A 16,472-nucleotide genomic window follows, 5' to 3' on the forward strand; every position below is an offset into this window, starting at 1 on the left:
TTTATGAAATATTTAACCAAGCAAAGCTTTTATTGCCAATAGTTTTGCAAAGACTAATCCAGTACCAACTCATGCGAAAGCTAATATTCTCGGCCGTGGCAGGCGGCGCCATCATTTTTTTGTCCATTTTTCTTGCCCAAATGATAGCAGGAAGCAAGAAAACCCGTAGACCCCCTTCACAAAAGGTAGTGAAGACCGTTTTTGTGGATACGGTAAAAAATATGACCGTTCCCATAGTGGTTCCGGCCAATGGAAACTTAAGGGCAAAAAAGAGGGTGGAGCTATTCTCAGAGGTACAGGGGGTTTTTAGAACCGGAAGCAAATTATTCCGCACCGGACAGGAGTACTCCACTGGGCAAACCCTGATCAGAATAGATGCCAACGAGTATTACGCCACCGTACAGTCCGCAAAGAGCAATTTATACAATTTGCTTACCTCCATTATGCCGGATTTGAGACTGGACTATCCGGAAATCTATTCAAAATGGCAATCTTATCTGAACGGCTTTGATTTGGAAAAGACCACGCCGAAATTACCGGAAATGACCACGGAAAAGGAAAAGTTCTTTATTTCGGGCCGCGGTGTGCTATCCAGTTATTACAATGTAAAAAATCTAGAACAACGACTCTCCAAATACACAATTTCGGCACCCTTTACTGGCATATTAACAGATGCTTTGGTCACGGAGGGGACCTTGATCCGATCGGGACAAAAACTTGGGGAGTTTATCAATACCGGAGTATACGAACTTGAAGTATCCGTAAGTAAGACCTATGGCGATTACCTGACCGTGGGGAAACAAGTGGAGCTATCCAATTTGGAGAAAACCCAGAGCTTTCAAGGAAAGGTTATCCGCGTAAATGGGCGGGTGGACCAAAATTCCCAAACCATCACCGTATATATCGAAGTAAGTGATGAAAGCCTTAAGGAGGGACAATACCTTGAAGCCCATTTGGAGGCCAAGGAAGAGACCAATGCCATTGAGGTAGATCGTTCCCTTTTGTTGGAGAACAATCAGATTTTCGTTGTGCGGGATACCGTTTTGGATGTTATTGATGTGAATCCGGTGTACTTCACGGACAAAACCGTCGTCCTTAAAAATGTACCCGATGATGAGGTAATCGTTTCCAAGGCGATTTCTGGGGCCTATACCGGTATGGAAGTAAAAGTGTTCAACCAGGAACAAACTAAAAGAGCCAAGTCGTGAGAAAGGTCATTGCCTATTTTATCAAGTACCACGTTGCGGTCAATGTGATTATTTTGGCCTTTTTCATCTTTGGAATAGTTGGGGCACTTTCTTTAAAATCCTCCTTTTTTCCTTTGGTGGATTCCCAAAATATTTTGATCAGCATTGCCTACCCGGGTGCCTCCCCTCTAGAGGTTGAGGAGGGGATTGTTCTCAAGATTGAGGATAATCTAAAGGGCTTGCAAGGCGTGGAACGTGTTACCTCTACCTCCAGGGAAAATAGTGGGAGCATCAACGTAGAGATTGAAAAGGGACGGGACATCGACTTTATGCTCTTGGAGGTCAAGAATGCTGTGGACCAAGTGCCCACTTTCCCATCAGGCATGGAACCGTTGATTGTCGGCAAATTGGAGCCGGTAAGACCCACCATCACCTTTGCAGTTAGTGGGGATAATATCCCCTTATCCACCCTAAAACAAATTGGGCGACAGATTGAAAATGACCTGCGCGCCATTGAGGGCATCTCACAGATTGAAATTTCGGGTTACCCGCAAGAGGAAATTGAAATTGCGGTCAATGAAAACAGTCTTTTGGCCTACAATCTATCGTTTAACGAAGTGGCCCAAGCAGTTTCCAACACCAATTTATTGGTTACCGGAGGGAATATCAAAACAAATGCTGAGGAATACCTCATCAGGGCCAATAACCGTTCCTATTATGGGGATGAACTTTCCAATGTTGTGGTCCGTGCCGATGCTTCGGGAAGGGCGGTTCGATTAAAGGATGTAGCGATTATCCGCGACCGTTTTTCAGAAACCCCCAACGCTTCTTTTCTCAATGGGGAGCTCTCGGTGAATATAACAGTTACCAGTACCAATACCGAAGATTTGATCGGATCGGCAGAAAACGTAAAGGAATATATAGAGGATTTCAATAAAAAATACACCAATGCGCAATTGGAGGTCATCAGTGATCAATCTAAAACCCTGACACAACGTACGGACCTGCTTACTGAAAATGCCATCATAGGGATGATCTTGGTGCTCCTGTTCCTTTCCCTTTTCTTGAATACCCGTTTAGCCTTTTGGGTGGCCTTTGGACTACCTATTGCATTTTTGGGAATGTTCGTTTTCGCACCCATGGTCAATGTTACTATCAACGTGCTTTCCTTGTTCGGGATGATCATTGTAATCGGGATTTTGGTGGATGATGGGATTGTGATTGCGGAAAATATATATCAGCACTACGAAAAAGGCAAAAGCCCGATCAAAGCGGCCATAGATGGTACCATGGAAGTGATTCCTCCCATCCTTTCGGCTATAATTACCACTATTTTGGCCTTTTCCATTTTCTTTTTCCTGGATGGACGAATAGGGGACTTTTTTGGTGAGGTATCGGTTATTGTTCTTTTGACCTTGGTGGTGTCCCTTGTGGAGGCTTTGATAATTCTACCTGCCCACTTGGCCCATTCAAAAGCGCTGCGACCAAAGAGCCAGGATCCCACATCAAGCATTGGACAAATATTTGCCAAACTTAGGGTAATCAACAAATTGGGAGATCAATCCATGTCTTGGATGCGGGACAAGTGGTATAGTCCGGCCCTGCGCTTTGCATTAAAGTACAAAGTGTTGACATTCTCCTTTTTCTTTATGGCACTTACCTTGACCTTTGGATCTATCGGCGGAGGAATCATTAGAACAGCATTTTTCCCTAGGATTGCGAGCGATAGAATTGCCGTGGAGCTTCAAATGCCCAACGGAACCAATGAAAAGGTTACGGATTCCATCATCTCCATGATTCAGGAGAATGCCGAAATAGTAAACCAGGAGTTAACTGAGGAATACCTTCAGGGTACCGATAAGGTGCTGTTTGAAAATATGCTGAAAACCTTGGGCCCTGGTTCTTCCACTGCGACCTTAATAATCAACCTTTTACCTGGTGAAGAACGCCCGGATGAGATTGTTTCCAGTATGGTTACGGGAAGACTTAGGGAATTGGTAGGCCCCGTGATCGGTGTGGAAAGCTTGATCTATGGTTCCGGAGGAAACTTTGGGGGAGATCCTGTATCGGTTTCCTTGTTGGGAAACAATATTGCTGAGCTAAAAGCTGCCAAGGAAGAGTTGAAGACCGCTATGTTGAACAATGCCTTGTTGAAGGATGTGGCGGACAACGATCCTGCAGGGATCAAGGAAATCCGTTTGGAGCTAAAGGAGAACGCTTATTTGCTAGGACTTGATCTTAGAGCTGTGATGAACCAGGTACGTGCCGGATTCTTTGGTACACAAGCCCAGCGTTTTCAACGCGGGCAGGACGAAATTAGGGTTTGGGTCCGCTACGATAGGACCGATCGTTCCTCGATCACGGATTTGGACGAAATGCGCATTTTAACCCCTTCTGGGGATAAAGTACCGCTAAAAGAAATAGCTTCCTACTCCATAGAGCGGGGAGACGTGGCCGTGAATCATTTGGATGGTCAACGGGAAATCCAGATATCCTCGGATTTAACGGATCCACAGACCACAAGTGGTACGGATGCCATGGCTTGGATCAGAAATGAGGTTATGCCAGATATTCTTTCCAGATATCCGACCATAACCCCTTCTTACGAAGGCCAGAACCGGGAAGCGAACAAATTCCAGAATTCCTTGCGTTTTGCAGGCTTAACGGTGCTGTTCCTGATATTTGTGACCATTGCATTTACGTTTCGAAGTTTTAGTCAACCCCTGTTGTTGTTGCTTTTGGTGCCATTTAGCTTAACTGCTGTGGGATGGGGGCACTGGATACACAATTTCCCGATCAATATTCTGTCCCTTTTAGGTATCATTGCCCTTATCGGAATCATGGTCAATGATGGGCTGGTACTTATCGGCAAGTTCAATACAAACCTTAGAAATGGGTTAAAGTTTGATGATGCCATTTATGAAGCTGGTCGCTCCAGGTTTAGAGCCATCTTCTTAACCTCCATTACTACTATAGCTGGTTTGGCCCCACTCCTCTTGGAAAAGAGCAGGCAGGCCCAATTTTTAAAGCCCATGGCATTGTCTATTGCCTACGGTATCGGCTTTGCCACAGTTCTAACCCTGCTGTTATTGCCCATTTTCCTTTCCTTCGGAAATCATGTTAAGGTATTTGTAAAGCAAATGTGGACTGGCGAGAAGGCGACGCGTGAAGAAGTGGAGCGTTCCATTCGGGAAAAAAATGAAGAAGAGCACATGATGGAAGAGGGGCTCTATAGTCAAAACGGGAGCACTTCCCACAACGGAAAAGAAAATACTCCCAAAGTTTTAGAAGGCACATTAGAATGAGATATTTAATAATTACCCTACCCTTTATCTTATCAGGGTTTTTTGTTTCGGCCCAAGAACCACTTTTAACCAAGGAAGAAGCCATCGACTTGACCTTGGCTAATAACTTGGGCATCCAAGTGGCTCGAAACACCAAGCGAATTGATGATAACAATGCCAATATCCTTAACTCCGGATATTTACCTACGGTGACTGCCAATGCCGGTGGAACCATCGATAGACAAAATACGGAGGGAACCTTGGGCAATGGGGATTCCCGAACGGCGGATGGTGTAGAAACAAGGCGCTATAATGCCTCCGTTAATGTAAACTACACCTTGTTTGATGGGTTGGGAAGGCATTATGACTACAAAAGTTTCAAAGAACGTTCCCTACAGTCCGAACTGGAGGTGCAACAGACCATAGAAACCACTATTCTTCAGTTATTTACGGTGTATTATGAGGTAGCCCGGTTGACGGAAAACACCGAAAATTTGGAGCAGGCATTGGAAATCTCCAAGGAACGGCTCAAAAGAGCGGAATACCAATTCGAATATGGTCAAAACACAGGGCTGGATGTGCTAAATGCAGAAGTGGATATCAACACCGATAGCATCAACTTGCTAAATTCCAGACAACAGCTCCGCAATACCATGCGGGACCTGAACCTAATTCTCAATCGGGAATTATCCATGGATTTTTCCGCCGATACTGCAGTAAATTTTGTGCCGGGCCTAGAGATGGAAAATATGCACAATGAAGCCAAGTCAAACAATATTCGCCTGCGCATTGCCGAGAAGCAGTTAAATATCAACAACTACAATTTTAAAGCTTCGAAAAGTGCTTACCTGCCTACTATTGGGCTTACGGGAACTTACGGTTGGAACGAATCCAATAACAACAGTCCGCTGGCGTTTGTGGTGCAGAATACTGCCACCGGTGTTACAGGTGGTATAAACCTAACTTGGAATCTGTTTGATGGCGGACGAAGTATTACCGGTATAAAGAACACAAAAATCAACTACGAGACCCAAGAACTGCTTCAAAAGCAAATCGCATTGGAAGTGGAACGGGATATTCGAAATGCTTGGGACAGTTATACCAATGCCCTCTACGTGCTGGAGGTACAGGAAAAAAACCTTCAGACCAACCAAGATAACTTTAACCGAACAGATGAGCGTTACAAGTTGGGGCAGATTACGTCCATTGAATTCAGACAGGCCCAATTGAACCTTCTAAATGCGGAATTGGCCCAAAGTCAGGCCAAGTACAGCGCCAAATTGGCTGAATTACAAATGCTACAGGTAAGTGGGCAGCTCCTCAATGTTGATTTTTGATCTCATATCTTGTATCAAAAGTCTTGTGTCTAAATAAATGTTGGAGCATTTTTTTCAGTGTCCCTATTGTTGGGAAGAGATTTCATTTCTTTTGGATACCTCGGTAAACCAACAATCCTATGTGGAGGATTGCGAGGTGTGTTGCAATCCCATTCAGGCTATTGTAACTTTTGAAAATGGGGAATTGACACGCTTTGAGATCAACGAGTTGGGACAATGAGTATTGATCTATTGAGTTTCCCATAATTGGAGGGAATCGTTGTTTCTGGCAACGAGTAAGGCTTCTTTCCCATTGACCAAACGAATTGGTGAGGCTTTGGCCACTTCGCCATTAATATATAGACCGTTTTGATAGGGTGATTGTTCCTTGAAACCACCCTTTCCATCACCAAGAAGTACCAACCCGTATCCGGCATCTTGACGTGGGGTTTCAACTTCAAAGCCCAATAGATTTCCCAAAAGGATCATATCCAAATGACCATCTTTATTGATGTCTTTGGATAAGATTTCCCGGACTGTGGTCTGCTGGGCCAAAGCGGGTAGTGGATGTGGGGTAAATTGTCCATCACCTGAGTTTTCAAAATAGGTAGTGGCAAAGGTTTTGGCTTTGTAATGCAGCGCCGAAGCCAAGTTTTCCTTCCCATAAACGTCTTCCAGACTTGCTGAGGCAAAGTCGTGATAGGTAGGGAATTTTTCCTTGATAAAGGGCATTTGATTTGAGCTGCACTCTCGGCCGCGCAATGGAAATTCCTTTCCCTGCTGGTGGTAGCCAAGGACAATATCCAGCGAGCCTGTTTGGTCAAAATCTTTGGAATATATTTCAAAGGGCTCGGAAATTGAAGCTTGGTACTTGCTGTTTAATCCTAGATTTCCAGCAACAATATCCATATCGCCATCTTGATCAAAATCGGCCACCTCGAGTCCAAACCACCATCCGGTATGATCTTGCAATCCCACACTTTGGGAAATGTTGGAAAAGGAACCTTTATGGTTCTTTAAGATGGTAATTGGCATCCATTCGCCGCCAATCACCAGATCGTCCCATCCATCTCCATCCATATCCCCCCAAACCGCATCGGTGACCATTCCCAAATCTTCCAATAACACCTCGTTTATATTGGTGAATTTTATCTGGCCGTTTTGGGAATCATTTCGCCATATGGTACTTTCCCCAGCATGGGGGTATTGACCTGGAAGTTGTCGCCCGCCAACAAATAAATCCAAATCACCGTCCTGATCAAAATCGTTGGGTCGAACAACAGAACCGCTTGCAAAAATGGGTTGGTCAAAAGCATTTGGAACCTTGGTAAACTGACCTTGATGGTTGTGATAGAACCTATCTGCGTAAAATTGGGACTGGGGGTTATGCTGATTACTGCCACTAACCACATATAGATCTAGATCCCCATCTTGGTCGGCATCAAAAAAGATGGCATCCACATCTTCATGTTTTTTATCTGCGGTAAAACTTTGCTGAGGTGTTTTTTTGAACTTGCCATCTTCGTCCTGTACATAGAGGGCGCCAGGATAATTTTCGGCTCCCCCAACATAAAAATCATCCAATCCGTCATTATTGATATCGCCCACAGCCAATGCAGGTCCTTCTTGGGACATTTTATGGGGCAAAAGGCTTTCCGATAGGAAATCGTCGTAATCATTTTCATGATGGCGGTGATTCAATGCATGTTTATGGGATACTTCCCTAAAGGTTTCAGGAATTGAAAGTCCTTTAGGTTGGGTAGGGGTTTGTGCATCCTTGTAGTCCAAAACCATTTTTTGATTGACAGGGACATCAGTTAACTCTTGGATTTTTCCATCGGGCCAGGTGACCGTAATTTTATGTGCGGAACCATTGTTCGATAACCCAAAATGTAGCAAGGGTTCCACACTGGATTGATATCCCCGTGTCGGGTAGTTTTCTAAAAACTGGGTTCCGTTTTCAGTTTCTACGGATACTTGGGTCCCTATACCCCATTTATTTTGGTGACTACCCTGGAACTGAAACTGGACAAAATTGCCGCCGTTCTTGTTTTCCAAAATTGTGGCTGCTTCGTCAATATTGTTGATGACTAGGTCCAAGTCGCCGTCATTGTCCAAATCGGCATAGGCTGCCCCGTTGGAAAAAGTCGGAATTTTAATTCCCCATTCCAAAGATTTATCGGAGAAAGTGTGATTCCCATTGTTTTGGAAAAGATAGTTCGTGGCCTTTCGCTGTGGGGACTTTTTTACCAATTCCTCGATAACCGCAGACATTTTTTCTCCGTTTTCCTTGGCCTGTTGGAGTCTTTTTAGTTTGTATTTTTTAAAGTCGTTGTTCCTAAAATCCCTTTTAAGGCCATTGGTCACCAAAAGATCCTTATGACCATCATTATCAAAATCGGCAAAAAGCGGGGCCCAACTCCAATCCGTACTTGAAATATTGGCCAATTGTCCAATTTCACTGAATTGATTTCGGCCATTATTGAGTTGGAGGGCATTGTACATATATTGATAATGGAATCCATGGTCCACAGCGTGATTAAAGGCTTTGGGATTCATGCCGCTCATGCTCGTTTTGATGCCGTAGTTGTCCTCGGCGACCATGTCTAGGGAAAGGATATCGGGAAGTCCGTCATTGTTGATGTCGGCCATATCGGTCCCCATGGAGAAGTTTGAGGTATGACCCATGGACGATTTGATTTGTTCTGAAAAAGTACCATCGCCATTGTTGAAATATAGGTAGTCCTGCTCGATGTAATCATTGCCCACATAAATGTCTGGCCAACCATCCCGGTTTAAGTCCCCAACGGATACTCCCAATCCAAAGCCCATTGAATTTCTGATGATGCCGGCTTCTTCGGAAACATTGGTGAACTTGCCATTGTCGTTTCTGAAAAGACAATCTCCCACAAGTTCGTTCTTTTCATTTTTGAATTGTTCCGGGTTGTTAGTGTTGATGGGCGTAACGTTGTGGTTGAGCAGAAACATATCCAAATCCCCATCACGATCGTAATCGAAAAACGAGGCCTGGGTGCTGTACCCTGGAAAATTGAGGCCGAATTCAGCAGCACGTTCGGTAAAGGTTCCATCTTGATTGTTGATGTACAGCAAATTTTCGCGGTCTTTGGCCTTTCCTTTACCCGATTTACACACATAAATGTCCAACCAACCATCCGCGTTCACATCGGCCATGGAAACCCCAGTAGTCCATCCGAAGCTACCTTTTACCTTGGCGCTTTCCGTAATATCTTCAAATTGTAGGTTTCCTTTGTTTTTGTACAGTTTGTTGTCCACAAGATTGGCCGTGAAATACATGTCTGGCAAGCCGTCATTATCCACATCCCCTATGGCCACACCGCCACCATTATAAAAGTATTCATAGACCATACTGTTCATGGCTGCACTTTCTGGGATGGTGTTTTTGAAACCAACGCCACTATGTTCAAGTGACACTTGTTCAAACAAGCTGGATGGAGTCCCAGTTTCTTGTTTGATCCGGGTTCCTTCTTCTTGGCGACAAGCTGTACCCAAAAGGCAAACAGCTAGGATAATATGGAGTTTGTATTTGATCACGACTATGGTAAAAACAAACACCTAAAGATAAAAATACCTTTAGGTGTTGATGTTCAAAACTGAAACTTAAAACTAACTACTCGAAAATTGTTGTTTACCACCCAGGATTTTGCTCGAGATTCTCATTAATGTTGATCTCTTGCAATGGTATTGGGTATAGTATATGTTTATCTTGAAAATTCTCCGCAAATGGCTTATTGTGATCTTCCAAAGTGGTTTTAATGGATTCCGTAGCGGTACTTCCTCGCTGCCATCTGTACAAGTCGAACCAACGGATACCAAACTCCATGGAAAGCTCAACAGGGCGCTCGTGATGGCGGATCTGGGTTCTTAGTTCGCTTTGGGATAGACCGGCCAATGGAACAGCACCACCTCTTTCCCTTACTTTATTGACCTCAACAATTGCCTCGGCGGTTTTATTGTTTTCGTTCAAGGCCTCGGCATACATCAGCAATACATCGGCATAGCGAATCAAGGCGATGTTGGTACCGTTATAGAAGTTGGTGTCCGCATTGAAGGAGTACTTCTTGAAATACTTTGGATGGTTCAATTCCCCAGCCACATCGCTATAAGCAATTTCCGTATCCGTATCCCGGCTATACATTTGGGAACCGGGGTCGTCAAAGAAAATACTTGCGTAAACACGGTCACTTGGGTCACCTTCTGCATTAACATCGGTTCTCATTTCTTCCACCAACCATTCGGATGGGTAAAAGAGCTCCCATCCTCCAAAAGCGTAGGGAGAAACCTCAAAATTAAATACCTGTCTCTCATCATTTCCATTGGAACGATCTCCGGTAAACTGGATTTCGAAAACGCTCTCACTACCGTTTTCCCCATTCCCGTTAAAGTTGTCCTCGTAGTTTTCCAAAAGCGCATAATCCATGGCAACTACTTGGGCGAACTTGGACTCGGCCTCCGACCATTTTTCCTGGAACAGATAGGCCTTGCCCAATAGGGCTCTGGCAGCACCAACGGTGGCTCTTCCTCTCCATTCGGCTGCATGCTCCGTTAAAAGATTTGCTTCGGCCTCTGAAAGATCCGTCTCTATTTGCGCCCAAACCTCTGCAGGAGATGCTTGGTTGGGAAATAGGCTGTCCGGATCGGTTTCGTAAGTGATTACCAAGGGTACGTTCTCAAATCCGGTTACTAACCAAAAATAGTAGTAAGCCCTTAGGAATTTGGCTTCCGCCACAATTACATCCTTGGATTGTTGCGAAATGCTTTCCATTTCTGGAACGCGAAGCAAGATTTGGTTGGCCCGGCCAATACCGGCATAGGCACTTCGCCAAATGTTAAAAGGCCCACTTTCTTCAGTGGTATTGGTAAAACTTGCCAAAGCCCTGCTATAGGTCTCGGCGGTGTTATTGACCATATCGTCCGCTTTGTATGCCATTGCGGTGTAGATTTCTTCAAAAAATGCCCACTTACTTCCACTAGAACTGTGCAAGGCGGCATAGGCAGAGGTCAAGGCTTGTAATGCATGATCCTCGGTTTGCCAAAAACTGGAATCGGTAAGCACTTCCTTGTTTTGGACCTCTATAAAGTCATCGCTGCATGAATTTAGCCCAAAAATGGCCAAAATCACGATTATGATATACTTGTTCCTTTTCATGATCTTCGTTGTTATTTTGTTCAATTTTTTTGGTTAAAGTGATAGGTTCAATCCTAAAATGAAGGATTTCGACAAGGGATAAAAACCTCTGTCCACACCTCTTGTAAATGTTCCTCCGTTACCAAGCGCTGGATCAAATCCAGAATAGTCGGTAATCGTGAACAAGTTGGTAGCTGTCAAATACAGTCGAAGGTTATCGATAGGAAGTTTGTCAAGAACATTATCCTTGAAAGTATATCCAATCTGTGCATTTCGTAATCTGAAATACGACCCATCTTCCAAAAAGTAGCTTGAAGGACGGATGTTGTTGTTGGGATCTCCAAAAACGTTTCTTGGGATGCTAGAGCCAGAGTTATCTGGAGTCCAAGCATTCACCAAGTCTGCAGACATATTGGACCTATCCGTTCTGTATAGCCACATTCTAACCCCATTGAAAATGTTGTTACCGTGGGTGCCTTGGAAGAACAAGCTCAAATCGAAGTTCTTGTACGAAGCATTAAAGTTGATTCCGTACTCAAAATCAGGCAGGCCACTTCCCATGTATTGCTTGTCATCATCGTCCAGGGTTCCGTCTCCGTTGGTATCCATAAAACGTAGGTCACCAGGAGCGGCATTGGGTTGTACCCCATGGGCATCAACCTCAGCTTGCGTTTGGAAGATTCCATCCGCTTTGTATAGATAGAACCTACCGATTTCACCTCCAACCTCGGTTCGGGTGGTTGGGAAGTTGTTGAACTCAATAAATCCATCGGTAAAGGACTCGTCCGCCACACCTAGTTGGGTAACCTCATTGGAAGTACCACTAATGTTTGCACTCACGCTATAGGTAAAGTCATTTCCAGAACCATTGTTATAGGAAGCTGAGAATTCCCAACCTTTATTTTCCAAGTTTCCTCCGTTGGTCAAAGGGAAAGCTGTAATTCCGGAAGTAGCCGGAATAGGAACATTCACCAACATGTCCGTGGTCTTGGAGGTAAAGTAGTCAAATGAGAACTTGATTTGGTTCTGCAATAGACCTAGGTCCACCCCAATATTGGTGGTCGAAGTTTCCTCCCACTGAATGTCTGGGGTAGGTAGGGAAGTACTGATGGCTCCTACCACTATAGGTTGACTTGCTCCCTCTCCAAAGGGGTAATTGAGCTGTTGACCACCGGAACCAATCCTTGCCAAGAACAAATGGTCCCCAATCAATTGGTTTCCAAGCGTACCATAACTAAATCTAGGCTTTAGTTGGCTTATAACTTCAGAATTGAAGAAATCCTCATTGTGAATGGCCCAACCTAAGGACACAGAATAAAATGTTCCGTATTTGTTAGTTGAGGCGAAACGTGAAGATCCATCCCTTCTTATACTACCTTGAACATAGTATTTATCATCAAAGTCATAGCTCAATCGCCCAAAGTAGGATTGCAATGTACTGGTTGAGTTAAATCCGAAGGATGACTCATCTCCAATACCAGAACTAAGTGCCCTTAACTGATCGGAAGCCAACTCGTTGTTGGAACCCCCGGCAGACCTAAACTCACTTTTTTCACGGGATACCCCCAAAAGGGCTTCAATATCGTGTGCTCCAAAGGATTTGCGATAGTTCAAAGTGTTATTCAATGTCCACTCGTTGGTCCTAGTCCTATTTTCCGTTAAAAATGGATTCTCGTTGATGGCTTGCGGTCCAAAATTATAGGTCGGCAAGAAATTGGAGAAATGTGTGTTCTCGATATTGGCACCATATTGGAATTTATAACTTAAGCCATCGAACAACTTAAGGGTGGCCGCTATGTTGAATTGCAGGTAATCATCTTGATCTGTCCGATCATTAAGCTCCGATTCACCCACGGGGTTTCCTGAACCCAGCTCGGATGGTGGGGTGGCAAAACCGTTAAGCGAGTTGGAATCGAAGATTTCTTTGTGCGGAAGTTGTTGGTATATCTGTAGAAATGGCGAAAAACTTGCATTTCCACCGCCAATAGGCTCAAAAATACCTTTGGTGTTCTCTCTAGTATAACTGAGGCCTGGCGCAATGTTTAAGCGTCCGTCCAATAGGTCAAAGTCCAAATTCAAACGAGTACTCAACCTATTAAAGTCGGTATTTACAACGGTTCCGGTATTTTCAAAAAATCCAGCGGAGAAGTTGTATTTCATGTTCTCCGTACCACCCGAAATTCCAATATCGTGCTTTTGCTCAAAGGCATTGTCAATATATGCTCCAACCCAATCGGAATTTGCATATTGCGTGCCATTGGTCAAATAGGGTGCCGGGGTATCCCCAGCATTGTTATAAGCTTCTAACTTTATTTGGTTGTGCTGATCTCTACCGGCAACATCAACGTTGTTACTTACCCATTGCGTGCTTGCATAGGAACCGATGGTCACCCTAGGGTCACCAGAACGTCCTCTCTTGGTGGTTACAATAACAACCCCGTTCGATGCCCTGGAACCATATATAGTTGCAGCAGATGCATCTCTAAGGATACTGATATCTTCAATGTCCGAAGGGTTGATATAGGATAGGTCACCTGGAATACCATCAATGACCACTAAAGGGTTATTGTTTCCGATGGTTCCCAATCCCCTAATTCGGATAATGGGATTGCTTCCAGGGGCACCGGTGGCAATGGCCACATTAAGACCCGCTACCTGTCCTTGAAGGGAGGTGGCCACATTGGCCGTTGGTATTTTTTGGATTTCCTCAACGTTTACTGAAGAAATTGCTGCGGTAAGTTCCGCCTTCCTCTGTGTACCAAAACCTACCAGAATAACTTCCTCAAGGCCTTGGGCGTCTTCATCCAAAACCACATTGATCGTGGTTTGGTTACCTACGATCACTTCCTTGGTCACGAAACCCAAGTAGCGAAACACCAATGTGGATTCAGGTCCTGGCACCTCAACACTATAATTTCCGTCAAAATCTGCCTGGGCACCCACGGAAGAGTCTTCCTTAAGATTTACTGTGGCTCCCGATAGGGGAACCCCATCTTTGTCGGAAATTGTTCCGGAGACCACCTGCTGGATTATGGCAACAGGTTTAGCTTGGACGGATACGGGTTGCTTTATAAGAAGGATGGAACCTTCGTCCGATAATTGATATTCAAAGTCTGAAAAGGACAACGTGCGCTGCAATAGCTCGTTGATCTTGGTTTTGCCTTTTTTAACCTTCACCTTGGGGGCGTTGGCAAAAAGGTCGGAACGATAGATAAATGAATAATCGGTTTGTTCCCTGATCAGATCAAAAACCTCTTCTACCGAGAGTTCTTGGTTAGCATGGATGACAATTTTTTTGTCTTGGGAGAAACCTATCTTGGTTGTAAAACCAAAGGATGCCATGCAAAATAAAAAGATAAAGGTCCTCATAATGACAAACAGGAGCTTTTTCCTATACAACATAGGTAGCCCAACAAATTTTGTTTTCATAAATTTGAAGTTGTTAGTTAGTTAATACTTAATTAATTGATCGACATGGGATGGAAGTTTAAATTGTCCAGGTCTAAGCTCCATCCCTTTTTTTATTCTACCATAATTGTTTTTCCTTTAGCTGTAAATTTGGCTTCGTTCGTGTTTTCAATTATTGAAAGAATATTTTCTAGTTCTTGATTTCTGTTGAATACCCCGTTGAAAGTAATTTGCCCCTTCGTTTCATCAATCATCTCTATATCCACATCATACCATCTGGATAATACCTTCATAATCTCGGTCAGCGGCAGGTTTTTAAAACTGAACAATCCATCTTTCCAAGAAATAACATTGTTCACATCTGCCTCGGCAATGCTCATTTTTCTGGTGCCCTTGTCCAAGCGCGATTGTAATCCAGGGGTTAAATTCTGGGTGTTTGCGCCATCTTTGATGGCAACTTTCCCATTTACCAAAGTGGTTTCTATATAGGTATCCTCATTAAATGCCTTGATATTGAATTCGGTCCCCAAAACATCCACTTCCTGACCTTGTGTGGCCACCAAAAAATGGGTCCCATTGTGTTCAGTGCTAGGGGAAACTTCGAAGTAGGCTTCTCCGTAGACCAGTTCCACCTTTCGTGGTGCATCTGGCCCGAATACCACAGGATACCGTAGTTCGGTATCTGAGTTTAACCAAACTTTGGTTCCATCTGCCAGCACCAAATAAAATTGACCTCCGCGAGGAATGGTCAAGGTGTTTTGTTGAATTTCTTTTTTATCACCTGAATTGGCGGTATATACAAGTTGTTGCCCGTTACTAGTAAGGGATTGGGTGGTATAGGATTTCCCTTTTTCCAAAGGCACCTTGGTACCGTCTTCGAGGGTTAGGGTAGCCTTGTCGGTGCCAATCTCAATAACCTCATCCACATTGGTGATCGTCGGTGTTTCGATAGGTTGTTCTTCCCTGTTCAGCACAAATGGAAGGGTCAATAAGGCCAGTACAGCCGCTGCTGCGGCATATTTCCAAAGATTATTTACCCCCTTTGGGGATTTGATTTTTGCATTAATGCTTTCCCAACCCTTTCTAATATCAACTATATCGGGAGTTTCCATATAGTTGGCCTGCACCTTTTCAAAATAGGATTTATGTACCTCCGATTCGGCAATCCAATCGTTAAAGATTTGTTCCTCTTCCGCGGTAAGGGTGTTGTTCAGTTTTTTAAGTATGAACTTAAATTCCATGTATAATTTTCGCTTACTTTTTAATAAGACAATGAAAAAGATAAAATGGGTGACAAAAAAATGACAAAAATTTAAAAAAGGGTATCGCAAATCGAGAATACCTCAATTTTCATGAGAAATTATTGAGTGGCTAGCAGCGCAAGAACAATTGCCATTTGTTGGGTGATTTTTTGCCTGGCCCTTTTGAGTTGGGTCTTTACCGTATTTACAGTGATTCCCAATTCCTCAGCAATTTCTGCGTATTTATAGTTTTCGATAAATCGCATTTTCACAATTTGCTGCATTTTATCAGGAAGCGCCTCTACAACCTTAAGTAATTGATGGTGGATGATTTTGAGGTCATCATTGGAAAAAAACTCTAGGTCATAATCCGAGCTTAGCATGGACTGCATATCCAATACCTTTGCATCATCCGTAATTTTGATGGATTTGAGAAAATTGAGACAGCGGTTGCGCACCATGGCGTACAGATAACCCTTTAACGAGGTCTTTATGTCCAGGTCGTTGGCTTTTTCCCATAAATGGATAAAAACCTCCTGCACAATATCTTCGCTCCAATTCTGGTCAAAAAGATAGCTGTTGGCGTATTGGACCAATTCCGGATAGCAGTCCTCAAAAAACTTTTTGTAGACAAACCGGTTTTGATTCCGAATTTCCTGTATAACTGAGTTTGAGTCCAAGTTAGTTTTGCTAAAAGCTTGTTTGGATTTTGGGTATTCAACCCAAGCACCTGATATTATTTTTCCAATCCCCCTTTGGTGACAAATTCCAAACTGGCTAACGTCCAAAAATAGCTAATATTAAAATTAAGGATAAGTAAAGACTTGGGGGCACATTATCTTTAAAATGATTTTTTTGTACATTGCGTC

Annotated in this window: 9 protein-coding genes; 4 read left to right on the forward strand and 5 right to left on the reverse strand. The window is 43.7% G+C overall.

Translation table 11 applies throughout. The annotated features are described in order from the left end of the window. Nucleotides 1-71 precede the first annotated feature (71 nt). The 4 genes from M3P07_RS14625 to M3P07_RS14640 are packed head-to-tail and all read left to right on the forward strand — an operon-like array spanning nt 72 to nt 6,028. Complete coding sequence (locus M3P07_RS14625) at nt 72-1,208, forward strand: efflux RND transporter periplasmic adaptor subunit (RefSeq protein WP_249970676.1); 1,137 nt, start codon at nt 72-74, stop codon at nt 1,206-1,208. Beyond that, entirely contained in the window at nt 1,205-4,492 is a 3,288-nt protein-coding gene (locus M3P07_RS14630; RefSeq protein WP_249970677.1) for an efflux RND transporter permease subunit, read from the forward strand. The genes M3P07_RS14625 and M3P07_RS14630 overlap by 4 nt, the downstream gene beginning before the upstream one ends. Further along, entirely contained in the window at nt 4,489-5,808 is a 1,320-nt protein-coding gene (locus tag M3P07_RS14635) for a TolC family protein (RefSeq protein WP_249970678.1), read from the forward strand. Before M3P07_RS14630 ends, M3P07_RS14635 begins: the two co-directional genes overlap by 4 nt. Before the next feature lie 37 nt (nt 5,809-5,845). Further along, a complete protein-coding gene (locus M3P07_RS14640; protein ID WP_249970679.1) occupies nt 5,846-6,028 on the forward strand; it encodes a CPXCG motif-containing cysteine-rich protein in 183 nt (60 codons plus the stop codon). Nucleotides 6,029-6,036: 8 nt separating this feature from the next. Here M3P07_RS14640 and M3P07_RS14645 read toward each other — a convergent pair whose 3' ends face one another. The 5 genes from M3P07_RS14645 to M3P07_RS14665 all read right to left on the reverse strand — a co-directional run bounded on the left by M3P07_RS14645 (nt 6,037) and on the right by M3P07_RS14665 (nt 16,283). After that, nucleotides 6,037-9,360 carry a VCBS repeat-containing protein gene (locus M3P07_RS14645; RefSeq protein WP_249970680.1) on the reverse strand — a complete coding sequence of 1,108 codons (3,324 nt, stop codon included), beginning with the start codon at nt 9,358-9,360 and terminating at the stop codon, nt 6,037-6,039. 94 nt (nt 9,361-9,454) lie between these two features. Continuing rightward, nucleotides 9,455-10,975, reverse strand: a complete 1,521-nt coding sequence (locus tag M3P07_RS14650) for a RagB/SusD family nutrient uptake outer membrane protein (protein WP_249970681.1) — start codon at nt 10,973-10,975, stop codon at nt 9,455-9,457. Between the two features lie 33 nt (nt 10,976-11,008). Beyond that, nucleotides 11,009-14,383 (reverse strand): SusC/RagA family TonB-linked outer membrane protein, encoded by a 3,375-nt coding sequence (locus M3P07_RS14655; RefSeq protein WP_249970682.1) that lies wholly within the window; start codon nt 14,381-14,383, stop codon nt 11,009-11,011. Between the two features lie 92 nt (nt 14,384-14,475). After that, complete coding sequence (locus tag M3P07_RS14660; RefSeq protein ID WP_249970683.1) at nt 14,476-15,603, reverse strand: FecR family protein; 1,128 nt, start codon at nt 15,601-15,603, stop codon at nt 14,476-14,478. 119 nt (nt 15,604-15,722) lie between these two features. Continuing rightward, nucleotides 15,723-16,283 carry an RNA polymerase sigma-70 factor gene (locus tag M3P07_RS14665; protein WP_249970684.1) on the reverse strand — a complete coding sequence of 187 codons (561 nt, stop codon included), beginning with the start codon at nt 16,281-16,283 and terminating at the stop codon, nt 15,723-15,725. Between the last annotated feature and the right edge of the window lie 189 nt (nt 16,284-16,472).

Source organism: Flagellimonas myxillae (assembly GCF_023502235.1).
Taxonomy (GTDB): domain Bacteria; phylum Bacteroidota; class Bacteroidia; order Flavobacteriales; family Flavobacteriaceae; genus Flagellimonas; species Flagellimonas myxillae.